The sequence below is a fragment of the Bradyrhizobium sp. sBnM-33 genome (genome assembly GCF_032917945.1).
Taxonomy (GTDB): Bacteria; Pseudomonadota; Alphaproteobacteria; order Rhizobiales; family Xanthobacteraceae; genus Bradyrhizobium.
In genome coordinates, this window is the sequence record NZ_CP136624.1 from 8,200,767 (window position 1) to 8,224,487 (window position 23,721).

At 62.3% G+C, this 23,721-nt stretch carries 23 protein-coding genes and 1 pseudogene; 11 read left to right on the forward strand and 13 right to left on the reverse strand.

Features of this window, described 5'->3' with window-relative positions; genetic code table 11:
• Positions 1–19 precede the first annotated feature (19 nt).
• Positions 20–583 carry a hypothetical protein gene (locus RX328_RS38495; protein WP_213247897.1) on the forward strand — a complete coding sequence of 188 codons (564 nt, stop codon included), beginning with the start codon at positions 20–22 and terminating at the stop codon, positions 581–583.
• Positions 584–753: 170 nt separating this feature from the next.
• Here the strand turns inward: RX328_RS38495 and RX328_RS38500 are convergent, their stop codons facing one another.
• Positions 754–1,362 (reverse strand): hypothetical protein, encoded by a 609-nt coding sequence (locus tag RX328_RS38500; RefSeq protein WP_213247895.1) that lies wholly within the window; start codon positions 1,360–1,362, stop codon positions 754–756.
• A gap of 272 nt (positions 1,363–1,634) precedes the next feature.
• Here RX328_RS38500 and RX328_RS43995 point away from each other — a divergent pair.
• The 3 genes and pseudogenes from RX328_RS43995 (at position 1,635) to RX328_RS38520 (ending at position 3,956) form a co-directional block, all read left to right on the forward strand.
• A pseudogene (locus RX328_RS43995) lies at positions 1,635–2,268 on the forward strand (tyrosine-type recombinase/integrase).
• A 303-nt stretch (positions 2,269–2,571) separates the two neighbouring features.
• Positions 2,572–3,063 (forward strand): peptidoglycan-binding domain-containing protein, encoded by a 492-nt coding sequence (locus RX328_RS38515; RefSeq protein WP_057852028.1) that lies wholly within the window; start codon positions 2,572–2,574, stop codon positions 3,061–3,063.
• A 185-nt stretch (positions 3,064–3,248) separates the two neighbouring features.
• Positions 3,249–3,956 carry a YdeI/OmpD-associated family protein gene (locus RX328_RS38520; protein ID WP_312017953.1) on the forward strand — a complete coding sequence of 236 codons (708 nt, stop codon included), beginning with the start codon at positions 3,249–3,251 and terminating at the stop codon, positions 3,954–3,956.
• 305 nt (positions 3,957–4,261) lie between these two features.
• Here the strand turns inward: RX328_RS38520 and RX328_RS38525 are convergent, their stop codons facing one another.
• Together RX328_RS38525 and RX328_RS38530 are read right to left on the reverse strand one after the other, a co-directional pair.
• Positions 4,262–4,774, reverse strand: coding sequence for a GFA family protein (locus RX328_RS38525; protein ID WP_213247893.1), 513 nt, complete (start codon positions 4,772–4,774; stop codon positions 4,262–4,264).
• Between the two features lie 209 nt (positions 4,775–4,983).
• Positions 4,984–6,108: an alkene reductase gene (locus RX328_RS38530; RefSeq protein ID WP_213247891.1), complete on the reverse strand. Its 1,125-nt coding sequence runs from the start codon at positions 6,106–6,108 to the stop codon at positions 4,984–4,986.
• A 106-nt stretch (positions 6,109–6,214) separates the two neighbouring features.
• On the opposite strand from RX328_RS38530, the gene RX328_RS38535 reads away from it, so the two are divergent.
• Positions 6,215–6,598, forward strand: coding sequence for a winged helix-turn-helix domain-containing protein (locus tag RX328_RS38535; RefSeq protein WP_213247889.1), 384 nt, complete (start codon positions 6,215–6,217; stop codon positions 6,596–6,598).
• Positions 6,599–6,661: 63 nt separating this feature from the next.
• Here the strand turns inward: RX328_RS38535 and RX328_RS38540 are convergent, their stop codons facing one another.
• Entirely contained in the window at positions 6,662–8,158 is a 1,497-nt protein-coding gene (locus tag RX328_RS38540) for an aldehyde dehydrogenase family protein (protein ID WP_213247887.1), read from the reverse strand.
• A 181-nt stretch (positions 8,159–8,339) separates the two neighbouring features.
• Between RX328_RS38540 and RX328_RS38545 the strand changes: the two genes are divergently transcribed.
• On the forward strand, positions 8,340–9,191 hold the full coding sequence (locus tag RX328_RS38545; RefSeq protein ID WP_213247885.1) for an SDR family NAD(P)-dependent oxidoreductase: 852 nt from the start codon (positions 8,340–8,342) through the stop codon (positions 9,189–9,191).
• 211 nt (positions 9,192–9,402) lie between these two features.
• On the opposite strand, the gene RX328_RS38550 is transcribed toward RX328_RS38545, so the two are convergent.
• From RX328_RS38550 to RX328_RS38575, 6 genes are all read right to left on the reverse strand, one after another.
• A complete protein-coding gene (locus RX328_RS38550; RefSeq protein WP_213247883.1) occupies positions 9,403–9,609 on the reverse strand; it encodes a hypothetical protein in 207 nt (68 codons plus the stop codon).
• Positions 9,610–9,703: 94 nt separating this feature from the next.
• Positions 9,704–10,903: a hypothetical protein gene (locus RX328_RS38555; RefSeq protein ID WP_213248331.1), complete on the reverse strand. Its 1,200-nt coding sequence runs from the start codon at positions 10,901–10,903 to the stop codon at positions 9,704–9,706.
• 11 nt (positions 10,904–10,914) lie between these two features.
• Entirely contained in the window at positions 10,915–11,955 is a 1,041-nt protein-coding gene (locus tag RX328_RS38560; RefSeq protein ID WP_213247881.1) for a hypothetical protein, read from the reverse strand.
• 208 nt (positions 11,956–12,163) lie between these two features.
• The gene (locus RX328_RS38565) at positions 12,164–12,439 is read right to left on the reverse strand and encodes a YiaA/YiaB family inner membrane protein (RefSeq protein WP_213247879.1); all 276 of its coding nucleotides are present in this window, start codon (positions 12,437–12,439) and stop codon (positions 12,164–12,166) included.
• Between the two features lie 494 nt (positions 12,440–12,933).
• Positions 12,934–13,209, reverse strand: coding sequence for a YiaA/YiaB family inner membrane protein (locus tag RX328_RS38570; RefSeq protein WP_057841492.1), 276 nt, complete (start codon positions 13,207–13,209; stop codon positions 12,934–12,936).
• Positions 13,210–13,254: 45 nt separating this feature from the next.
• On the reverse strand, positions 13,255–13,950 hold the full coding sequence (locus RX328_RS38575; protein WP_213247877.1) for a PspA/IM30 family protein: 696 nt from the start codon (positions 13,948–13,950) through the stop codon (positions 13,255–13,257).
• Positions 13,951–14,052: 102 nt separating this feature from the next.
• Here RX328_RS38575 and RX328_RS38580 point away from each other — a divergent pair, with 102 nt between their 5' ends.
• Complete coding sequence (locus RX328_RS38580) at positions 14,053–14,691, forward strand: TetR/AcrR family transcriptional regulator (RefSeq protein ID WP_213247875.1); 639 nt, start codon at positions 14,053–14,055, stop codon at positions 14,689–14,691.
• A gap of 129 nt (positions 14,692–14,820) precedes the next feature.
• On the opposite strand, the gene RX328_RS38585 is transcribed toward RX328_RS38580, so the two are convergent.
• From RX328_RS38585 to RX328_RS38595, 3 genes are read right to left on the reverse strand one after another with little or no spacing between them, the layout of a single operon-like run.
• The gene (locus RX328_RS38585) at positions 14,821–15,234 is read right to left on the reverse strand and encodes a Rieske (2Fe-2S) protein (protein ID WP_213247873.1); all 414 of its coding nucleotides are present in this window, start codon (positions 15,232–15,234) and stop codon (positions 14,821–14,823) included.
• A gap of 16 nt (positions 15,235–15,250) precedes the next feature.
• The gene (locus RX328_RS38590) at positions 15,251–16,363 is read right to left on the reverse strand and encodes an amidohydrolase family protein (protein ID WP_213247871.1); all 1,113 of its coding nucleotides are present in this window, start codon (positions 16,361–16,363) and stop codon (positions 15,251–15,253) included.
• A gap of 24 nt (positions 16,364–16,387) precedes the next feature.
• Positions 16,388–17,449: an amidohydrolase family protein gene (locus RX328_RS38595; RefSeq protein WP_213247869.1), complete on the reverse strand. Its 1,062-nt coding sequence runs from the start codon at positions 17,447–17,449 to the stop codon at positions 16,388–16,390.
• A 308-nt stretch (positions 17,450–17,757) separates the two neighbouring features.
• On the opposite strand from RX328_RS38595, the gene RX328_RS38600 reads away from it, so the two are divergent.
• The 4 genes from RX328_RS38600 (at position 17,758) to mdoH (ending at position 23,702) form a co-directional block, all read left to right on the forward strand.
• Positions 17,758–19,404 (forward strand): FAD-dependent oxidoreductase, encoded by a 1,647-nt coding sequence (locus RX328_RS38600; protein ID WP_410734085.1) that lies wholly within the window; start codon positions 17,758–17,760, stop codon positions 19,402–19,404.
• 67 nt (positions 19,405–19,471) lie between these two features.
• Positions 19,472–19,942 (forward strand): hypothetical protein, encoded by a 471-nt coding sequence (locus tag RX328_RS38605; protein WP_213247867.1) that lies wholly within the window; start codon positions 19,472–19,474, stop codon positions 19,940–19,942.
• Between the two features lie 119 nt (positions 19,943–20,061).
• On the forward strand, positions 20,062–21,570 hold the full coding sequence (locus RX328_RS38610; RefSeq protein ID WP_213247865.1) for a glucan biosynthesis protein G: 1,509 nt from the start codon (positions 20,062–20,064) through the stop codon (positions 21,568–21,570).
• Entirely contained in the window at positions 21,558–23,702 is a 2,145-nt protein-coding gene (gene mdoH / locus RX328_RS38615) for a glucans biosynthesis glucosyltransferase MdoH (protein WP_213247863.1), read from the forward strand. Before RX328_RS38610 ends, mdoH begins: the two co-directional genes overlap by 13 nt.
• Positions 23,703–23,721: the final 19 nt, after the last annotated feature.

Below are 23,721 nucleotides of genomic sequence, written 5' to 3' on the forward strand. Positions count from 1 at the left end.
TGAGACTGAGGAGACCCATGTGGGGTCTGGTTCGGCTAGAGCCGAAAAAGCCCAAGGTCTGTTTTGGGTCAACACTCGAAATCGGCGACACTTCGACCACAAAGCGAGAGGCTTCTATTTCTATATGATGACCCGCGCCCAACCAAATCGATTTGATCTCCGTTGCTGGATCGCCACCAACGTCTGTGCAGCCGCGGGCGCCGGTCTAGGGCTGCTAGTTCTCACTGCGCCGGTGCTGGCTTGCCGCGGCCCCCAAAACCATCGGACGATCCTACTCGATGCGATTCCACCGGCAGCGGAAGGGAGCGAAGTCATCGCCAGGGTCGAAATCATCGGGGTGCACATCCGCGAATTACCGGGACTGCGACCCTTTCATGTGGCTCGTGCACACGTCCTGCAATCAGTCCGAGGCACTGCGGACGGACAGATCGTCCAAATCCATGCCGAGCCAACCTCATGCGGCGGTGGACTCGATCAGAGCGCGGTTGGACGCAAGGGGTTCATCGCCGGGCGCTTCCACCTGATCGCAGATGAGACCTTCTTTATCGGCAGTTGGACCGAGCGCCAGATCGGCAAGTTCTGAGAAAGCTCGTGAGCGCCGTGAGGCTGTACGGCACTGATGTCCGCCTTGGGTCATTTGCGCCGATTTAACTCGCCTACGGTGACTTCAGGTCTAACCCGGTGAACGGACAGCTTCAGAGCCGGTCGGCAGGTTTCAAAGGGGCCAGAAGCGGTCATCCAAAGGCTATGCGATCATTCCACAGAAGCGCCGGCTATACGTCGTGTGAAGCGGCGAAGCCACATGACTAGATCTCTCGCCTTGAACACTAGAGATATGACCCATTCTGGCGTTCCGAGATGACGGAGCATGTCTTCGTTGCCCTGATCTATTCCTTCCCACATTTTTTGATCGGTAAAGGATACATTCTCCTCATTGCACCGTTCGAGCCTCCAATTGATCTCTTCTAACAAGGCGTCGGCGCCCGGCACACGCAGAGCAAAATCCAGTTCTCTTCGAGCACAAATCCGTTCGATCCGATAGCGGACCGGTTCGTCGTAGCGGATACCCCGCTTCTCCAGCCTCGCATGCGTCGCTTCATGTATGATAGCGGACGCGATCCACTCGAGAGTTGTGGTTTCAGAAGCGACGACACGTTCGTCGAGCAAGCAGGCGTTCAAGGAATGCAGATAGCAGCCGGCTCCATGCGGAACCAGCTTCACCCAAATTCGAGATAAGCTACTCTTGACACGCCGGTAATGAAGTGGAGCAAAATGCTCCATTAGCTTAAGCGCGGCTTCAACGCGTTGTAGCGCAGGCCCAGGGTCACCGTGCGAGCTTCCGATCCAAAGGCCATCGGTCATGCGGCTTGTCGAAAGCCACAGCGCAAATTTGTCAGCCAGAGACGGTCTTGAGATTGGAAGGTCGCGGGACATGGGCCGCCGTCGCTTCTGACTACGTTAGCATATTCCGCAATGATAAGCTGGCCCCTTTAAATGATGTCCGCCTTGGGTCAAAATGCGCCTTCTGATCTGTCGAATTGGACCCGAGTACGTCCTCAATCGTCTGAAAGCCGACGTTCTTTCAAAAGATTACCAGATTGAGAATGGCCCCCTCGTTAACCGAGGAGGTCACCATGACTGACGTCTTAAACACAATCGAGAGCGTCTCAAGGCACGTCCCTTGGAATAAGGGAAAGATCGTCGGCGCAAAGCCGCCGCTCCGCCCGAAGCACGTGTGGTCCATCCGGACGAAGCTCCAGGTCGAGCGCCGGATCCGTGATCTGGCTCTGTTCAACGTAGCCATCGACAGTAAACTTGGGGGTTGCGACGTCGTGGCGCTCAAGGTCGACGACCTCGCGCCGAGCGGCTATGCAGCCGACCGTGCAAGCGTCCGGCAGAAGAAGACGAGACGGCCGGTCAAATTCGAACTGACTGAGATGACGCGCCAACTATCGATGATCATCTGAGGGCGACCGGCAAGAAGCCGGGCGAATATCTGTTCACCGCCGGCGAGGACCAAATTGCAGCCTAACCACTCGGCAGTAGGCGCGCCTGTTGTCCGATTGGCTTGCCGGTATAGGGCTGGACCCGCATCTGTTCGGGACGCATTCACTGCGTCGAACCAAGGCGACCCTCATCTACCGACGTACGGGCAACTTACGAGCCGTGCAGCTGCTTCTGGGGCACACGAAAATTGAGAGCACCGTTCGTTATCTGGGAATCGACGTCGACGACGCGCTCGCAACAGCAGAACAAGTTGACATCTGAACTATCGGGGCGGAGCGGACATGCTCGGCCCGTCCCTTTTCGGCGGCTTCGGGCCAGAAGCTGACCTCGGCGGCGCTGGCTCTAGACGTCTCTAAGCTCCAAGGGCGATGCGCCGATCCCATGCCCCCGCGTGCAATGCGGCGTAACAATCGGCGCGAGGCTAGGGAACCGTGTGCCGCGGGCAACAGTTACCCCCGCGACGAAGCGGAGTGGCGCCGTCGGACGTTGATAGTTCAGGACGGCGCGGTGTATCTTTACTTTCTAGACCGAACGATCGGCAGACTTGAGGGCGAAGGAAAGGTCATGCGCGCCTTGATCCTAGCATTGTGTATCCTAGCGATCGTCGACAGCGCGCACTTTGCTAAGGCTGGTCTGAGCAGCACGCCTCGCGAAACGCTGGCACCCGCCGAAACGACAATAGCTACCGACGAAGCGACTCAGGAGACCGAGGAACAGATCGGCCTCACCAAGGCAAAGCGTCGTGGAGTGCAACGTGGGCTAACCAAGCTCGGGTTCAAGACCAAGGTCAATGGGAAGTTCGACGAATCGACTCGCGCCGTCATCGCGCGCTGGCAGGAGGAGCACGGCTACCCTACGACTGGCTTTCTCAACGCCGCCCAGCACAGGGTACTAACGGACGCCGCGGCAGAGGCTAGCAAATCTGGCCATCAAGACCGTCGTCGCGCTGGGAGCCGTACTCGCCATTCGCGTGGTGTCGGCGGTCCAATCGGCGCGATCGGCGGCGCGGTGCACGGCGTTGTGGGGGGTGTGGTGGGCGGACTATTCCGCAGGTGACTCGTCCAGCCTCAAGATAGTTGGAAATACGCCTAAGCAGCCTAGCACTTTGTTGGACGGCTGTGACGATCGAATCGCCTAGGGCGAACTCAGGGCATGCGCGTGGCTAGAGGCCGGAAGGTGATGTCGGAGATGGGTCGAAAGCGTCGTTTTCACCGTCCGACGAAGACTTCCGGTATACCCCGGTGAGCGGACATCGCCAGGCCGGTTGGCATGTCTCAAAAGGGCCAACAACAGACCTCAGCCAAGAGTGCTTGCCACTGGGCTTGTTGTCCGCAGATGGAGGCTTTGCTGCCAACGTGGTAGAGTTGTCTATGGTTCGCAAAAAGCAGCAAGCCCCGTTGGCATTTAAGAACGCATCCAAGCTTGGTGACTGGCTTGAGAAGCACCATGGCACTGCGACCGAACTCTGGGTGCGGATCTTCAAATCAGACACGGGCGTGCCGTCGGTGACGTGGAATGATTGCGTTATTGAGTCCATCCGCGTCGGTTGGATCGACGGCCAGATGAAACCTTTCGACGACATGTCGCACTTGCAACGACTTACCCCGCGGAAGGTGAATTCCAATTGGTCGGCCAAGAACTGCCGTCATGCAACAACCCTGATCGCTGAAGGGCGGATGCTTCCTGCTGGATTGGCTCAGGTCGAAGCGGCCAAGTCGGATGGACGATGGGACACCGCATACGCGGGCTCAGCGGACATGACTATCCCGCAAGACTTTCTCGACGCCTTGGAGGACATGCGCGCGGCGAAAGCGTTCTTCGCGACGCTCGATCGCAGAAATCTCTATTCAATCTACTATCGCCTTCATACAGCGAAGAAGCCCGAGACGCGCGCTAGACGGATCGAGCAAATTGTTGCGAAACTGGATCGTGGCGAGAAGTTTCACTGACCCATGCAGCCTCTCGGAGTCAGTAAGCCATAGCGGGCAGATGATCGGCTGCACTGTGCCGCTTGTGAAGCAAAACCGGCCGTCGCTCCACCATTTCGATCCGGCATCACCCTGGTCCGCAATGGGTCAAGAACGACAAAGCTCAGGGTGAGCATAATAACTCCGCTTTCGGGTGCATAGCGTCCGACCCGCTCCTTGGCGGGCCACATTGAGCCGGACTGTCTTGCCGTGAATTCAAGCCCTTATCGCCTTGGTCCAGCTCGCATCCATCCGCTATGGCTGGCTGCGCGTAGTGGGTCCACGCTCTAGACCATCCCTTCACGGTCCGCGCGCTTCTTCTTTTTCGAGCGCTGCCAGACCACGCCGGGATACCCCTTCAACGGCACCAGCGGCTCGCCGGTATAGGCCCATTCCTGCAATTCCTCGATCGCGATGTGATAGAGCGGCTGCCGCCCGGTGCGGCCCGAAAACAGCGCGCGGGGGATGTTGACCATGTGCGGCGAGCGCGGGCGCTCATAGACGACAGGCGTGCCGCAGTGTGAGCAAAAGCTGCGCACGGTCTTGGTGGCCTCGTCTTCGTACCGTGTGAGACTGGCCTCGCCCTTGGTAATACGAAAGCGCTTGCGCCAGCTTCCGACGTAGGTCGCGTAGGCCGCGCCATGCGCGCGGCGGCTCGACGGCGAATGATCGTGCCAGGCCCAGCGCGCGGGCACGTCGATCTCGAAGGCGACCTTGCCGCACAGGCATTGGCCCGCTGCGGGCTTGCCGAGCGATACGGCCTTGGATTTCTTTTTCTCTGGTTCCAGTTCTGGAAACATTTGGGCTCCGTCCTCACACTCCGTCATTGCGAGGAGCGAAGCGACGAAGCAATCCAGACTTTCTTTGCGGCACGATGGATTGCTTCGCTTCGCTCGCAATGACGGTAGCCTTGTAGCCCGGATGGAGCGAAGCGAAATCCGGGGCTGGACTCACCAGGCATCACGGGCGCTCCCGGATTTCGCTTCGCTCCATCCGGGCTACGATCTCCTCACGCCTGCTCCAGCTCGTTGTGCTCCGGATAATCCGTATAGCCTGTCACATCGCCGCCGTAGAATGTCGCGCGGTTATAAGGCGTCAGCGGGAAGCCGCGCTGCAGCCGGCGCGGCAGGTCCGGATTCGAAATGAAGATGCGGCCGAAAGCGACCGCGTCGGCATGGCCATCGCGGATCGCCGCATCGGCGGTCTCGCCGGTGAAGCCGCCGGCGGCGATCAGCACGCCCTTCCAGATCGGGCGGAACAGCACCATTGCCGACGGCACATTCTGGTGGTTGACCTCGGCGCGGCCGGCGCCGGAGGAGCGCGGCTCGATGAAATGCAGATAGGCGAGGCCAAGCGGATTGAGCTGTTCGACGGCGTACGTATAGAGCGGCATCGGATCCGGCTCGCCGCTGCCGTTGGCGACACCATAGGGCGACAGCCGCACGCCGACGCGGTCGGCTCCCCAGACATCGACCACGGCCTGCGTCACTTCCATCAGGAAGCGCACACGGTTTGGAATCGAGCCGCCATATTGGTCGGTGCGCAGGTTGGTGTGCGACTGCAGGAACTGCTCGATCAGATAGCCGTTGGCGCCGTGCACCTCGACGCCATCGAAGCCGGCGGCAAGCGCGTTCTTCGCGGCCTGGCGATAGGCGTCGACCACGCCGGGAATTTCCGACGTTTCGAGCGCGCGCGGCGTCTCGTAGGGCACCGCCTTGCCGTCGGCCGTGCCGGTCTTCAGATCGGCGATTGGCACCGCCGATGGCGCGACCGGCAACACGCCGCCCGGCTGGAACGAGGAATGCGAGACGCGCCCGACATGCCAGAGCTGCAGGAAGATGATTCCGCCCTTGGCATGAACCGCATCGACCACCTCGCGCCAGCCCGCGATCTGCGCTTCCGTATAAATGCCGGGAACGCCGGGGCTGCCGAAGCCCGTCGCCATCACGGGCGAGGCTTCGGCGATGAGCAATCCGCCCTGCGTCGCGCGCTGCGCATAATATTCCGCATTCAGCGGCCGCGGCGCGAGGCTCGGCTTCGCGGCTCGCATCCGCGTCAGCGGCGCCAACGCGAGACGATGATTGAGCTGATAGGGGCCGAGCTTGAGCGGCGAAAACAACGATGGATAATTCATGTCTCTTCCAGAACCCCGTGTTGATACGGATATGTAACCGCTTCAGCTTGTTCGTAAAAGGTTTCGGACGCAACGTGTAGCCTCGACGCGAGCGAGCACATCTTCCATGCAAAAACCGAACGGCAAGCAGCTTCCTTCGCTCAGTGTCCGCATCGATATCGACGCAGAGGGGCGTATCGGGCCCGGCAAGATCCAGTTGCTCGAAACGATCCATCGAAGCGGTTCGATTTCCGCCGCCGGACGCGCCATGGACATGTCCTACAAGCGGGCGTGGGATCTGGTCGACGAGATCAATCGCATCTGCCGTCAGGCCGCCGTGGAGCGGCAGACCGGCGGCAAGAATGGCGGCGGCGCAGTGCTGACGCCGTTCGGCCTCTCGCTGGTCGCGCGCTATCGCAAGATCGAACGTACCGCCGCAAGCGCGGCGCGCAAGGAATTGCAGGCCTTGCGCAAGGATATCGGCCGGCCACGGAAAACCGCCAGCCGATAACGCGCGATAATATGATAACGGCGGCCGAAGCCGCCGCCATCGCAGCCACCGATCTGAAGCGTCTCAGGCCGTCTTGATCCAGACCGCCTTGACGTTGAGATATTCCTCGACGTGCTGCTTGCCGGACTCGCGGCCGTAGCCGCTCATCTTGTAGCCGCCGAACGGAACGGCCGGATCCATCGCTTGATAGCAGTTCACCCAGACCGAGCCGGCGCGCAGCGCCTTCGCGACCTGATGCGCCTTGCTGACATTGGTGGTCCAGACGCCGCTGCCCAATCCGAACGTGGTGGCATTGGCGCGCTTGATCAGTTCGTCGGTATCTTTGAAGGAAATCGCCGAGATCACCGGGCCGAAGATTTCCTCCTGCGCGATCCGCATATTGTCCTGCACATTGGCGAACACCGTCGGCTGCACGAAGAAGCCCTTCGAGAGCGCGCCTTCGGTCAGGCGGCCGCCGCCCGCCACCGCTTTGGCACCTTCCTTCTGACCGATGTCGAGGTAACCAGCGACGCGGTCCATCTGCTGCTGCGAGACCAATGGCCCGATCTGGGTGCCCGGATCGAGGCCGTTGCCGACCTGCAGCTTCTTGCCGAACTCGGCGACACGGCCGACGAACTCGTCATAGACGTTCTCTTCAACGAACAGCCGCGTCCCCGCGCTGCAGATCTGCCCGGAATTGGCGAACACCGCCATTGCGGCGCCCGGCACCGCCGCGTCGAGGTCGGCATCGGCGAACACGATATCGGGCGACTTGCCACCGAGTTCGAGTGACACGCGCTTGAGGTTGCCGGCGGAGGCGCGGATGATCGATTGCCCCGTGACGTGCGAGCCGGTGAAGGCGACCTTGTCGACATCGGGATGCGACGCCAGCGCCGCGCCGGCGGTCTCGCCATAGCCGGGCACGACGTTGACGACGCCGGACGGGACGCCGGCTTCCATGCAGAGCTCGGCGAGCCGCAGCGAGGTCAACGGCGCTTCCTCGGCAGGCTTTAACACCACGGTGCAGCCGGTTGCGATCGCGGGGCCGATCTTCCAGACGGTCGCGGCGAGCGGCCCGTTCCAGGGGATGATCGCGCCTACCACGCCAACGGGTTCTTTGAGCGTGTAGGAGAAGATCTCGCCCGGTAGCGAATTCTCGATAGTCTCGCCGTGCAGCGCCGTCGCCTGCCCGGCGTAATAGCGGATCATGCCGAGCACGCGCAGCTTGTTGCCGCGGGTGCGGCTGATCGGCGCGCCCATGTCCATCGTATCGAGCTGCGACAGCTCCTCGAAATTATTCTCGACGAGATCGGCGAGTTTCAGCAACAGGCCTTGCCGCTCATACGGCTTGACCTTGCTCCAGGGTCCCTCGAAGGCGCGGCGGGCCGCCGCGACGGCGCGGTTGATGTCCTCCGCGTCTCCTTCGGCGACGGTCGCGAGCAATTCGCCGGTCGCCGGATTGTGGGTCTCGAACTGCTTGCCGGAGGCGGCGTCGACCCACTGGCCGTCGATCAGCATCCTTTTGTAGGAACCATCCGCGTAAGGATGGCGCGTGATCGGAATTGCCTGCGTGACAGCCATGTTTAAACTCCCTTGAAGTTGGTCGCCGCTATGTTTGCACATCTATAACGGTGGCATGAACCGTAATGCGGCCGAAGGATTGCGGAAAGCAGCCGATGTGAAGACCTCCCATGCCCGTTCGTCCATGGTAGTCTAAGGTTTCGGCCTGCGAATACCTACCTCATCTGTCCGGAGAATGACGATGCCCCATCCTGCGATGTCGCCAAATCATGTTGCCGTGATCACCGGGGGCGCCTCCGGCATCGGGCTCGCCGCCGCGATGCGTTTCGCCGGCTTCGGCATGAAGGTGTGCATTGCCGACATCGGCACCGAGCGCCTCGCCGAGGCCGCGGCCAGACTGGCAGCCGTCGCCACGGGCGGCGCGGCCGACATCATGACGGCATCGGTCGACGTCAGCCGTTTCGATGAGGTCGCGGGCCTGGAAACCGCGGTGCAAAAGCGGTTCGGCGGTACCGACATCCTGATGAACAATGCCGGCATTGGCCCCGACAGCAACAGTTTCGGTCCGCTGGAGAACTGGCAGCGCATTCTTGCGGTGAACCTGTGGGGCGTCATTCACGGCACGCAAGTTTTGGTGCCTCACATGGTCGAACGCGGGCGGCCCGGCCTCGTGATCAACACCGGCTCCAAGCAAGGCATCACAACGCCGCCCGGCAATCCTGCCTACAACGTCTCGAAGGCCGGCGTGAAAGCGCAGACAGAGGCGCTGCAGCATGAATTGCGGAACCTGCCGGGATGCAGGATCAGCGCGCATCTGATGATCCCCGGTCACGTCTTCACCCCCCTGACCGCGCGCGGCCGCACCGAGAAGCCGCCCGGTGCCTGGACGCCGGAGCAGACCGTCGACTTTATGATCGAACGCATCGATGCCGGCGACTTCTACATCCTCTGTCCGGATAACGATGTGCCCAGGCCGCTCGACGAGCGGCGCATGCTGTGGGCGATCGGCGACATCGTGGAGAACCGCCCTGCCCTGTCGCGCTGGCATCCGGATTATGCCGAGGCATTCGCGAGATTTGTGAACGGATACTAAGCGTCGCGCTGCTGCCGCCTCAACAAAGGTGCGTTCCCTCCCCCTTGCGGGGTCCGAGGCGAGCGAAGCTCGCTCTCGAGGTTAGGGAGACGGGTGGCGGCAACGGCGGTGTGCGCGGCTTACCCTCTCCCCAGCCCTGTCCCGCAAGGGGGAGGGAGCCCACCGTCTATGCGGCGACAGTGCGGATAAGAAGTCCCGCAGCCGCAGAGTCCTACAGCGTCACCTGCTTGTCGCCGCATTGCTTGCAGGCGTATTTGACGCGGGTCGCGCCCTTCTCGGCCTGGACGCGGTTCGGCGCGCCGCATTTGCCGCAGACCGCCTCGATCCTGGTCTGTCCTTGCTTCACGACGATGGTCTTCTTTTCCATCGTCTCGCGGATCAGGCGCTCGGCCTCCTCACGCATCGACTGCTTCGACATCGGCCTGCCTGCGATGAACCGTTACGGGGGCGGTCTTATCACAGCCACAACGCGTTTCGTAACTCGGGCATAAAAAAAATCGCGTGACCGAAAGTCACGTCGTCTCCGGCGTCAGCGCCAGCAGGCGCCGCACCAGGGCCAGCGCCGTTTCGGTGGCCGGATCGGCTGAAATCACGGGGACCGCAAGCGCGATGACGTCGATCGGGTCGTGCGACAGCACGATGAGATGCGTCGCGCTGTTGGCCGCCAGCAGTGACACCACGCGCTCGACGGCGGGATCGGATGATGTCAGCCCCCACGGCGCATCGGGCCGGCGCAGCACCCGCCGGGTCGAGAGAAAATCGCGCAGCAAGTGCGGATCGTAGGCCGAGAGTTCGCTCTCCCGATAACGCCGGGCACTCTCGCAGATCGGATGACGCGCGAGTTCCGCAATCAGCGCGTCGCGCGTTCTGGCCGGCGAGGCCGCGACGGAATTGAGAACACCGGGAACCTGGGATTCGAAGTGGGCGCGCAGTGCATCCACCATCAGCCCGATGGTAAGAACGCCCGCGATGGCAATGGCGCAAAACCGCGTGACCTGCGCCGCATCGGCGTCCGGCGCGACGAACGCGGCGGCAATACCGAGCAGCGCCGAACTCGACAGCCGCAATGCCGTCATCATCAGCGCCTGACGCTGCGTTTCTGCGCCGTGTTCCGCGATCAATATCGCGGTAACGACGAGCAGCGCCCCCAATGCCCCGAGCCTGACCGGAATATCCGGAAACAGCACCCTGAAATCGGTTACGATGAAGGGAATGACCAAGATGGCGCCGACGGCGAGACGGCCGACGATGCGATTCTCGGACGCCATCAGCATCCCTCGGTCGCGGGTTGCCAGCAGCCAGGCGCAGATTGCAAAGCCACCAAGCTGGAACAGCACGAGCAGGATGGCGGCAGGCGTCGCGAAGGCCTCCAATCCGGCAGCGCCGACGAGACCGAGCGCAATGCCACCGCTCAGAAGCGCGATCTTGGCCGGGCGCGGGGCATGACGCCGCATGATACCTTCGGTGACCAGCAATGCGCCGAGCGGGATCATTGCGGCCGGAATTGCCGAGAGGTTATTCAGTACCACGCTGCCGCTCCACCACGCCGTACCCCGTAGCAGGAACAACGACGCGATAATGCCAAGCGCGACCAGAAGGCGCCGCGTCAACGGCCCCTTGGGATCGCGCCGGTGCAGCGTGACCATGGCGACGCCAAGCCCGATCGCGCCGCAGAAATTGACGATGGAATCGGCGATCATGCCAGATGTCATTTCACTTAGTGTCATCGGCCGTTCCCTCGCCAAGGCCGCAAGCTGCCGAACGGACGCGTGTCGTCGAACCAGTAAACCACCGGTAATATCAGCCGCTGTAACGCCAGCACGGCAGAGGCCGCGAGCAGCGCCGGCAACGAACCGGCCGGCACATCGCGCTGGATGTAGCGGCGGGCGCCGGCGAGATCGATGCGGCCGAGTTGCAGGACATCGTCGCCCCTGGCGTAGTCGAGCTCGCGCGCACACCAGGCGTTATATTGTTCGTCGCGATGTTTGGGAGCCGCTTCGAACGTTTTCTTCAGCGCGTCCGATCCGCCGGTATAGGCATTGGTGATGACAAAACGCGCCTCGTCGAAGCCGGCTTCCTCACCCACGCCGAACACGGCGCGGTGACGGGACATGATGCCGCGCGCCAATTGCAGATGCGCGAAACTCTGACGTGCATCTGGATTCGGTGACGGAAATACGTCCGAAAAGGTCTGGCTGACCATGCCGACGACCGACGGCACCTGGGTAACGTTCGAGATCCATTTTGGACGCAGGCCGTCCCGGGCAAACAGAACGAGCGCCGTCAGGCCATACAGCACCCAGGAAAGCCCACGCCCCCGGTCATCGGGATCGATCATGACGAGGCCGAGATGCGTGACCTCCACCGGCTCGCCGTCGAGCTCGACCTTCATGACCGAGAGCGCGTTGAACGCAATCGGCCGCCCCGTCGCTTCCTCTGAGATCAACGTGACGATGGCGCGCGATAGCCGCTCGCGCTCACCGGAGAAGATGCCGTAGGTGAGGCTCTCCTTCGGCAGGGTCTTGGCGGCCACGAGGCGCAGTTGCGAGACCAGATCGTCGAGTTCGGCTTCGGAAAGCGACAGGCCCGGGGCTTCGACGATCCGCGTGATCAACCCGGAATGGGTGCGCAGGGTGAGATCGATGGTGGGCTGGCGCAGCGCCTTCAGCCAAAAGAGACCATAGCCGCCCAGACGGGTGGCCGCGGAGCGAACCTGCCCCAACACATGACGAATTGCCGAATTGTCGCTCCAGACAGACGCCATGCCGCTTTCCCGCTCGGAGGCGGATTTGTGCGCCGGGCCCGTTAAGGAGCCATGAGCGCGACATGTTGCGATTGCCGCAGGGTAAACGATGTGTTCGTGCGGTCAAACATTCCGAAGGAGGCAAACGGCGGATGCTGAAACACCCGCCGCCCGCCTTCGCCAGCGCCGCGTCACAGGTTACGCGGCCTTGGAAATCTTGCTCTGAAAACTAGGCAGCTTTGGTAACTTCCATCAGCAGCCGCTCGGCCTTGGCGTCCTCGATGCGATTCACCAGCCGGCTGCTCTCATGCACGTCACGCACTGTCTTGGTCAGGGTGACGCAGGACTGAATGAGCATCACGATACCCATCGCGAGATAGCCCTTGATCCAGAGATCAACCGGCAGAAAGTAGACGCCGATAGCGACCAGGAAGGCCGACGCGCCGAACGAGGCATAGGTGAAGGTAACCCAGGCGTTGCTGTGATGCTGGATATTCTGGTTCATGGCGCCATCCTGCTGACGAGGGATTTCGATCGAAGACCGTTCGGGCGGGTTGCGCGTTTCGCTACTTGTTTCGCTACCGCGTCCGTCCCGGGTTTTTGCGCCCGCGCCAGTTAATGAGCGGTGACCAGAGCAGCTTTAGGTTGCGGAAGGGTAAACGGTGCATTGAGCGGCGGCATCAAATGATTCATGACAGCGAACGATGGACGCCGAGGGAGGATTTCTAATTGCGATAATTGGGCGAAAGCAATGAGCACGCCTCCATGGAGAAGTGCGCCGACGATTGCGCACTCCGAGGACGGGCCGCAGCAATACGAACACGAGTGCTCTTCGCAGCGAAGTTGGACGCCCACCTCCGTCATCGTTTTCTGGAGGGTCTTTCAATTTTGCTTTGCGTGGTGGCGTGAAGGCGAAAGCGGAAAAGCGAACGGCGGATGCCGAAGCACCCGCCGCCCGCCCTCGCCAGCACCGCGTCACAGGTTACGCGGCCTTGCAAATCAAGCAGCTTTGGAAACTTCCATCAGCAGCCGTTCGGCCTTGGCGTCTTCGATGCGGTTCACCAGCTTGCCGCTCTCGTGCATGTCGCGCACGGTCTTGGTCAGGGTGACGCAGGACTGCACCAACATCACGATGCCCATCGCCAGATAGCCCTTGATCCAGAGATCGAGCGGCAGGAAGAACACGCCGACGGCGACCATGAAGGCCGAAGCGGCAAACGAAACGTAGGTGAAGGTAACCCAGGCACCGCTGTGGGGTTGGACGTTCTGGTTCATGATAATTCTCCTGTTGATATGAGTTTTAATCGATCAAGTTCAGTGTCAGGCAGCTTGCGTGCGTTTGGTGTTCAGCCGCGCGAGCACATCGTCCGCGGTTGATTTCAGCCGAGGGCCGAAGCCCTGTTCAGCCAGCTTCTCGGCGGTCGCCTGCGGTCCGGTGGCCGCATCGAGTTCAATCAAGGCGTCGGCCGCGGCCTGGGCCTCGATCTGCCGTTCGCGCAAGCGCTTCAGCGTGTTCTCCGCTTCCGGCAGCGTGGATTCGTAAGGGCGCGCGGCTTCGATACCGCCCCGGCGCAGCGCGCGAACCGCCTCCGACGCGCGGGCGATGCGACGGCCACGATCGAGCTCGGTAATCCGCGCCTCAGCGCTGGCGACCTGGCGCTTCATGCGGGTGATCTCGGAGGCAAACAGCGTCCGCGCGGTCATCGCGGCATCACGGTCGGCCTCGAGATTGGCGATCGCCTGCGCCGCTTCGCGGGCGAGATCCTCCCTGCCGCCATCGAGGGCAGCGGTGGCGCGAACTTCGAGATCGGCGATCCGGGCATTGGTGGCGTCGAGACGGCGACCCTCCTGCTGGTCGCCCGCAATTGCCAGCGCCAGCGAGCGCTTGGAACGTTCGACGGCGGCCGCCGCATCGCGCATCTGCTGATCGAGAATGAGCAGCGCCGCGCGGTCTTCCAGTTCTTCACCCGCGACAGCCACGCTGCCCCGGAAAAGCGTCAAAACAGTTTTGAACATTGGTGGCTCCCTGTGTTATGAGCATTGCTCATGAAGCGGTTGTAGCAGCGTCGTGAGCGTTGCTCAAGAATTATTTTGAGCGGCGCTCAAGATTGGTGAAAGATGTCTAAGGCACTGGAAAGACGAGCCAAACTTCGGGAATCTCTGATCGAAGCGGCGGAGCGACGGATTGCCGCAGGCGGTCTGGCGGGCCTAAAAACGCGCGATCTGGCTCGGGACATCAGCATCGCCAACGGCGCGGTCTATAACCTCGTCGAAGACGTGGACGAATTGATCCTGCGGGTCGGATCGCGGACACTGGGGCGGTTGGACGCCACACTCACGGCCGCCGAAGCCGATGGCTCCGCCTCGCCTCGCGAGACGCTGGTCCGCATCGCAGTCGCCTATTGCGATTTCGCCGCCGAAAATCTCGAACTGTGGCGTGCGCTGTTCGAGCACCGCATGGCACCGGGCAAGCCGGTGCCGGAATGGGCCATCAGCGAGCAGATGAATCTGTTCCGCCACATCTACCAGCCGCTTGCCACGCTGTTTCCAGAACGAACGCTGGGCGAATTGGGCGTGACAGCACGCAGTCTTTTCTCTGCCGTGCACGGCATGGTGCTGCTCGGCCTCGAGCAGAAGCTGATCGCGGTGCCGGTCGAGGCGTTGCGGAAGGAGATAGCGGTCATCGTCGGCGCGATGGTCGATGGGCTGACACCTCCCGTCGTCCCGGGCAAGCGAAGCGCGACCCGGGACCCATAACCGCCGATGTCAGATCTCTGGTGCGACGGGGCCGCAGCTCTGTCCATCGCCAGCAGCGGTGGCTATGGGTCCGGCTCAAGGCCGGGACGACGTGGTGGGAGTTATGCCCGGCGAAACGTGGCAGGCAACCTACGTCTCGATGATGACGTAGCTGTCCTCGACATGAACCGGAAACGTCTCGGCCACATATGGCCCCTTCTGCAATTCCTCGCCGCTCTCGACCGCGACCGGATACGAGCGCACCTTCACCCGTTTCGGATCGAACCAGGACTGGCCGTTGCGCATGTCGAATTCCCAGCCGTGCCACGGACAGCGCAGGAGCTCGCCGACGCGAGAGCGCTGGTAGACGCCGGGCTCCGGCGAGGTCAGCCGCGCCACGCAGGCGGCCTTCTCCAGCGGCGCGCCCTCATGCGGGCAGCGATTGAGCAGCGCGAAAAACTCGCCATTGACGTGGAATACGACGATATCGCGCCCCTCGACGCCGAACACCTTGTTGCCGCCGGGCGGGATGTCTGAGGTGCGGGCTACGATGTGACGCGCCATGTGATCCTGTCGTTACTCAGAGCTTGTAGAGCGCACGGGCGTTGCTGTTGAAGATTTTGCGGCGTTCGGTCTCCGTCAGCGGCGTCTTGAACGCGTAGCGCGGGTCGTCGAAATCCCAATGCGGGTAATCCGACGAGAACAGCAGGCGATCGGCGCCGACCCATTCGATCAGCGACCGCAGATGTTTCGCTTCGTCCGGCTCGTCGATCGGCTGCGTCGTGAACCAGAAATGCTCCTTCACATACTCCGACGGACGGCGCTTGAGGTGCGGCACCTCGCTGCGGAAGGCCTCAAAATGCCGGTCCATGCGCCAGGTGGCAGACGGAATCCAGCCGAAGCCACCCTCGATGAAGACGATCTTCAGGTTCGGGAAACGTTCGAGCACGCCTTCGAGCACAAGGCTGGTGAGCTGCGCCGCCATGGTGTGCGCGTTCGACTGATGCTCCTCCACGTAATAGGACGGCCATCCGCCGCCGGTCGGCGCGTGCCCGCCATAGCCGCCAACATGGATGCCGAGCGGCAAGCCGAGTTCTTGCGCGCGCGCATAGATCGGCCAATAGCGACGCCGCCCGAGCGGCTCGTTGGCGCGCGGGCAAACGTTGATCTGCACATAGCGGCCGATTTTCGCGCATCGCTCGATCTCGGCGATCGCGAACTCCGTGTCGTCCTGGCCGGCGAGGATCGAGGCCTTCAGCCGCGGATCGCGGTCGGACCAGAACGCGAGTTGCCAGTCGTTGATGGCGCGCTGGATCGCGGCGCCGAATTCCAGGTTCTGCTGCGAGAAGATGAAGAGATCGAGCACCTGCAGGATTCCGAACTCGATATCGAGTGGATCGAGGTGCTGTTTGCGCATGAAATCGAGATCGGAGCCCGGAGGCCCACCGGTCGGCGGCCAGGCGTCGCGGCGCGCAATCAGTGGCGAGGAGCGCGGATACGGCGTGGTGCCGATGTACGGCGTGCGCAGATGACTGCCGTAGGTCCGCAAATGCTGCTGCCAGCGCTTCGGCATGAACTGCTCGATATCGGAATGCGCATGAATACTCGGATGCACATCGCAATCGATGATGCGCAGCCGGCTTTGGGCGGCGACTTGCTCGGCGAGGATGGGACGGTCGATGACATCACTCATGCGATCCTCCTTGCGTATCCAAGTTCAAGCAGCGAGCTTCAGCCGCGGAAAAGTCTCCAGCGGATTGTCCGCGCACATGCGCGAGACAATGCTGGCCGGCAGATGCGGCGGCATCGGATCGTCGCCGTCGAACTGCCAGTGCGGATAGTCGGATGCGAACAGGAACATCTTGTCGGAGCCGATCTGCTCGATGACATCGGCAACGCCAGCGGCGTCCGGCGGACCGTCGAACGGCTGCATGGTGACGCGGATATGGTCGCGGATGATTGCGGCCGGCTCGCGCTCGACCCAGGGCACCTCGACGCGCACGCCGCGCCAGGTTTTGTTGGCGCGCCACATGAAGGCCGGCAGCCAACTCACGCCCGACTCCATCAGCACCACCTTGAGATCGGGGAACTTTCCGAAAACGCCTTCATAGATCAGGCTGAGCACCTGGGCCTGGAATGCCTGTGCTTCGGCCAGATAATATTCGTAGCGATAGGACGGCCAGCCGATCGAGCTCGGCGCGGTGCGATAGGCGCTGCCGGCGTGGATCGCGACCGGAAGTTTATGTTTGGCGGCGGCCTGCCAGACCGGCCAATAGTGTCGGCGTCCGAGCAGCGTTTCGCCCTGCGCCAGCACCAGCACGGAGACGAAGCGATTGTCGCCGGCGCGGCGCTGGATTTCTTCCACCGCCAGATCCGGCGCCTGCAAGGGCAACACGATCGAGGCGCTCAGCCTCGAATCCTTCGAAAGCCATTCGGCCGCGATCCAGTCATTGATCGCCTTGCAGAAGCCGGCCGCCATGTAAGGATCGAACACCGCCTGTGCGCCATAGACCACGTTGCAGATCGCGTGGCTCGAACCGAGCTGATCGAACGCGCCGCGCTGCACCATCTTGAGATCGCTGCCCGGCTTGCCATTGGCCGGCCGCCAGTCGGCGCGGCCGGAGAACGGCATATTGGGCGGATAGGAATTGAGGTCGAGGCCGTCGATGGCACGGCTGACGACCTGCTCTTTCCAGTGATCGTCGAGATAGGGCAAGAGCGTGGTGCGGGTGCCGCCCACGGCGGGATGGATATCGCAGTCGATCCGCGTGGCCGCCATCAGGGTTCCTCGGATATTCGTCACGGCGATCTTGGTGTCGCGCGGACAAATGTGCCGCCGATGCTCGGTCGGGGCAAGCGCTTAACTTGAGGGGCCGCCCTTCCCTGGATGCACGGCGCGGCGCGGCGAACTGCCCTCCCTTCTCCCCTTGTGGGAGAAGGGAGGGAAACGACCCGCGATTGACAGATAAATCTTTCCTCATCCAAATGCCCGCCCAAGAACATCAAGCAAGGGCGGATCGCGTGGCGGGCAACGAACAAGAGACTTACGAATGCGATGCGCTGGTGGTGGGCTCCGGCTGTGCCGGGATGTCGGCGGCGGTCACCGCGGGACATCACGGGCTCAACGTTCTCATCGTCGAGAAGGAGCCGCGTTTTGGCGGCACGACCGCTCGCTCCGGCGGCTGGCTGTGGATTCCCGGTACCTCGCTGGCGAAAGCGTGGGGCATCGAGGAAGGCCCGGACCAAGCGCGAACCTACCTGCGCCACGAAGCCGGCAACAGTTTCGATGCCGCGCGGATCGATGCGTTCTTAAGCGAAGGGCCAAAGGCCGTCGATTTTTTCACGACGAAGACGGCGGTACAGTTCGACATGCCGCTGACCTTTCCGGATTACCACGCCGAAGCCCCGGGCGGGGCGCAGGGCGGCCGCTCGATGGTGACGCTGCCGTTCGATGGCCGCGAGCTGGGCGAGCATATCAAGGATCTCGGCAATCCCCTCCCCGAACTCACCGTGTTCGGCATGATGCTGGGGTCGGGCAAGGAGATCGTCCATTTCATGCGCGCGACCAAGTCGCTGACTTCGGCGATCTATGTCGCAAAACGCTTGTCGAAGCATGCGATGGACGTGAAGCGCCACGGCCGCGGCATGACATTGACCAACGGCAATGCGCTGGCCGGGCGGCTGGCGAAATCTGCGTTTGACCTGAAAATTCCGCTGTGGCTGTCCTCACCGGTTCACGAACTGATCGTCGAGGACGGCGCGGTGCGCGGCGCGGTCGTCGAGCGCCACGGAAAGCTGATCCGCGTCAACGCCAAGCGCGGCGTGGTGCTCGCCTGCGGCGGCTTTCCGCACGATGCGGCGAGGCGCAAGATGATGTTTCCGCACGCGCCCACCGGCGCCGAGCATTTTTCGCCGGGCCCGGTCGGCAACACCGGCGACGGATTGCGGCTGGCGGAGACCGCCGGCGGGCGCATCGAAGATGCGTTGCCGAACGCAGCGGCCTGGGTGCCAGTCTCCATCACCGAGCGCAAGGACGGCTCCAAGGGCGTGATGCCGCATTTCATCGACCGCGCCAAACCCGGCGTCATCGCGGTGATGCGCGACGGCAGGCGCTTTGCCAATGAAGGAAATTCCTATCATGACTTCGTGCAGGCGATGGTGAAGGCGGCAAAACCAGGCGAGGAGATCACCGCGTTCCTTGTGTGCGATCACCGCGCGCTGCGAAAATACGGCCTTGGTTGCGTGCCTCCGTTTCCGATGCCGCTTCGTCATCATCTCGCTACCGGTTACCTCAAGCGCGGTGCAACGCTGGCTGAACTGGCCGACAGAACCGGCATCGATCGACAAGGGCTCGAGGCAACGGTCGCCGAGTTCAACGCCTCGGCCGCGGAAGGCCGCGATCCCGCCTTCGGCAAGGGATCGCGCGCCTATAACCGCTACCAGGGCGATGCGCTGCACGGGCCGAATCCCTGCGTCGCGCCGATCAACAACGGACCGTTTTATGCGATCAAGCTGGTGATCGGCGATCTCGGCACCTATGCCGGTATCAAGACCGACGCGTATGCCCGCGCGCTCGACGAACACGGCCAACCGATCCCGGGCCTCTATGCCGCCGGCAACGACATGGCGAGCATCATGGGCGGCAACTATCCCGGCGCCGGCATCACGCTCGGCCCCGCGCTGACGTTTGGCTACATCGCGGGTAAACATATTGCGGGCGAGGCTGCGCGCTAACGACGCTATCGCGGCTGGAACGAACGTCGATCGATTCGATTATATCGAATCGATCGGAGGCCGTTCCATGCGTGTGCCGCACCTTTGCGCTGCCATCGTCGCTTTGAGCTTCGTTCCAACTCTAGCCTTTGCCGGCGTCACCGAGTGGCGCCGATATGTGATCGCGAGCACCGGGACCAGCGTCGACATGCCGGTCTCGATCTTCACCGTCGACGCCGGACCGCCGGAAGGCGGCACAGGACGGCGCTTTTTTACCGATGACCGCCGCGCCGACCTGACAGTGCAGTCCGTTCCCAATCCCCGGAACGATTCGCCCGCCACGTTCCTGGCCAAGATGCGGCCGCCTGCCAGCATCAGCTACAAGCGGATCACGCCTGATTTCTTTGTTGTGTCCAGTATTCGCAAGGACCGGATCTGGTACAACCGCTGCAACCGCGGCAACGGCACCCTGAACTGCGTGCTGATCAATTATCCCGTCTCCGAAAAACGCCAGTGGGACGACGTGGTCACGCGGATAAGCCATACGCTGCGAAGCTAGCGCGCTCGTGATCAGATCTTAGGCACCCGGGAAAAAACGGCAGTTCTATTCCGGCGCGGGAACCGTCCGGTATGCGCTGCGTTGCCGATGGTCGGCGTCAGTAACCGCGAGGTTGTTTCGTGAATCGCAGGGATTTCCTCGCAGCTTCTACGTTACCGTTGGCAACCGGCATCGCGTCCGGGCTTTTGTCCGTCGCCCGTGCCCAGCCTGTGCCGTTCGATCGATCCATCGTACGGCAAATGGCGCGCGACCTCGCAAGCAAACCCTACAAGGCGCCAAGCGAGAAGTTGCCCGACAATCTCGCCAATATCAATTACGACCGTTATCGGGCGATCCGATTCTTGCCGGACCGCGCGCTGTGGCGCGGCGAAAAATTGCCGTTCGAGGTGCAGTTTTTTCATCGCGGATTTTTTTACAAGAACCGGGTCGATATCTTCGAGGTAAAAAGCGGCCAGGCGGCGCCAATCGCCTACCGGCCCGACCTGTTTTCATTCGGCGATCTGGCGCCGCCTGGTCCGGCAGTCGATCTCGGCTTTGCCGGGTTCCGGCTTCATGCGCCGATCAACAAGCCCGACTATTATGACGAAGTTTGCGTGTTTCTCGGCGCAAGCTATTTCCGCGCCGTTGCCAAAGGGCAATTGTACGGCCTTTCGGCGCGGGGGCTCGCCATCAACACCGGCGAAGCCAAGGGCGAAGAATTCCCGTTCTTCAAGACGTTCTGGATCGAAAAGCCGGCGCCGGGCGCCAACTCCATCGTTGTGCACGCGTTGCTCGACAGCGAGAGCGCCGCCGCGGCCTACCGTTTCACCATCCGCCCCGGCGACACCACCGTGTTCGACGTCGAAATGGCGATCTATCCGCGCGTCGAACTGCAACAAGCCGGCCTCGCACCGATGACCAGCATGTTCTTCTTTGGGCCGAATGACCGCAAGGACGTCGAAGACTTCCGCCCATCGGTCCATGATTCAGACGGACTTGCGATATTCAACGGCCGCGGCGAGGAGCTTTGGCGGCCGCTGCACAACCCGCGCGATCTTCAGGTCTCTTCGTTTGCCGACCTCAATCCGCGCGGCTTCGGCCTGATGCAGCGGCAGAAGGATTTTTTCGCCTATCAGGACCTGGAATCGAATTTCGAGCGCCGGCCGAGCCTGTGGGCGGAGCCGATCGGCGATTGGGGCGAAGGCGAGGTGAAGCTGCTCGAAATTCCGACCAAGGAAGAGATTCACGACAACATCGCATCGTTCTGGCGCCCCAAAGCAGCCTTGCCGGCCAAGGGCGAGCACACCTACACCTATCGTTTGCACTGGGGGCACGATGCGCCGAAGCCCAGCTCGCTCGCGCGATTTTCCCGAACCGGCATCGGCGCGAGAGGCGACAACGCCACGATTTTCGTGCTCGACGTGACCGGCGAGCGGCTGAAATCGGTCGATCCGAAAAGCTTGCGCGGCGTCGTGACGGCCGAGAAGGCGAAGATCCAGAACATCGTTACCCAGCCAAACCCGGCGACGGGCGGCTGGCGACTGAGCTTCGAGTTATTGAAGGAAAAGACCCCGGTCGAACTCCGCGCATCGCTCGTGCAGAACGAAGAGGCGGTATCGGAGGTCTGGGTTTATCGATGGACACCTTGACGAAACCCGGCGGCGCGCCCGGGAATCGGGATATCCCGCTGACCGATTTCCTTCCTCCGGAATCGCCGACGGACATGACAGTGCAGGCCTTGCGGCGATTCGATCCGCCACCGGCGCCCGATTTTGCGCCGATGTGGATCCGGCGCGCCTTCGTTCTGACGGGCACCGCGATCCTGACCGCGTCAGGCTGTTATGAGATGTACCGGGTGCTCCGGGTCGGCGGTGTCACGGTCCTGGAGTCGATCATCCTTGCACTGTTCGTGCTGCTGTTTGCATGGATCGCCTTCTCCTTCATGTCGGCGCTTTGCGGCTTCTTCGTGCTGCTGATGAGAAGGAAGGATGAGCTCGGCATCGACGCCAACGCGCCCCTGCCCGCGATCCACAGCCGCACCGCGATGCTGCTGCCGACCTATAATGAGGACCCTCATCGTGTCCTGGCACGATTGCAGGCGATCTATGAATCGGTTGACCAGACCGGACACGGCGCGCAGTTCGACTGGTTCGTGCTGAGCGACACCACAGATACCGCGATCTGGATCGCCGAGGAAAAATGTTTTCTCAAGCTTCGGCAGGACGTCGGTAGAACCGCCGCAATCTTCTATCGCCACCGCCCTGAGAACACCGCGCGCAAGTCGGGCAATATCGAGGAGTGGGTCAGGCGGTTCGGCTCCAGGTATGAATGCATGCTGATCCTGGACGCCGACAGCTTGATGACCGGCGACAGCATCGTTCGGCTTGTTGCCGCGATGGAGACGCATCCGAAGGCCGCGCTGATTCAGACGCTACCGGTCATCGTCAATGCCAGATCGCTCTTCGCGCGCTGGCAGCAATTCGCAGGCCGTTTGTACGGTCCGATGCTGGCCGCCGGGATCGCATGGTGGCATGGCTCGGAAGGCAATTACTGGGGCCACAACGCCATCATTCGCGTCCGCGCCTTTGCGCAACATGCAGGGCTACCCGAACTCCGGGGACGCAAGCCGTTCGGCGGGCACATCATGAGCCACGACTTCATCGAGGCGGCGCTGATGCGGCGCGGCGGCTGGGCCATCCATATGACGCCGACGCTCCGCGGCAGTTACGAAGAATCTCCGCCCACGCTTTCGGATTTTGCCGCGCGTGACCGTCGCTGGTGCCAGGGCAATCTGCAGCATCTGGCGCTGCTGCCGACCCGCGGCTTTCACTGGGTCTCGCGGCTTCATCTGCTGACGGGGATCGGGTCATATCTCACCGCGCCGCTCTGGTTGATCTTTCTTGTTTTCGGAATCCTGGTCTCGTTGCAAGCGCAGTTCGTACGGCCCGAATATTTTCCTAAAGGCTACTCGTTGTTTCCGCAATGGCCGGCGCAGGATCCGGTCCTTGCAGCATGGGTATTTGCAGGCACGATGGGAATGCTGATCGTGCCGAAGCTGCTGGCTTTCATCGTGCTTCTTGCCGATCGCGACACGCGCAGGAAGTTCGGCGGCGGTCCGCTGGTGCTTGCCGGCATTGGTGCCGAGACAATCCTTTCCGGTTTGACCGCGCCTGTCATGATGGTCTTCCAGTCGTCCGCTGTCGGCGGAATCCTGTTCGGGCGCGACGCAGGATGGCAGGTTCAGCGCCGGGACGATGGCGCGGTCGCGCAGCGTGACATCCTCAGCACCTATTCAGTGCCGACATTGATTGGCATCGCCATGGCCATCAGCGCCTATGCCGTGTCGCTGTCGTTGCTGCTGTGGATGACGCCGGTGATCCTCGGGCTGTTGCTTTCCATTCCGATCGCGATGCTGTCGTCATCGTCGGGTGCGAACCGCAGGTCCGGATTGTTCAAAACCCCCGAGCAGACGGCGCCGCCGCCGGTGCTGGCGCGCGCCAATGAGCTCGCGAGCGCGCCGCATTCGTCGCTCGCCTGCCCGCTGCGCGAATTGCTTGACGATGCTCGCCTGCTCGAAGCACACCTGAACAACCTCTCCGGACAAAGGCCGCGGAAGCGCGGCGACGTCGATCCGCATCTCGCGATCGCGCGCGCAAAAATCGAAGATGCCGAAACTTTCGAGGAGGCGGCGGGGTTTCTGAGCCAGCGCGAGAAGTTCGCGGTGCTCAATGCGCCTGCGATCCTCACCGCGCTGCTGGCGCTGCCGCGTCATCAGGCGTGAAACTTCACATTTTGCGTCA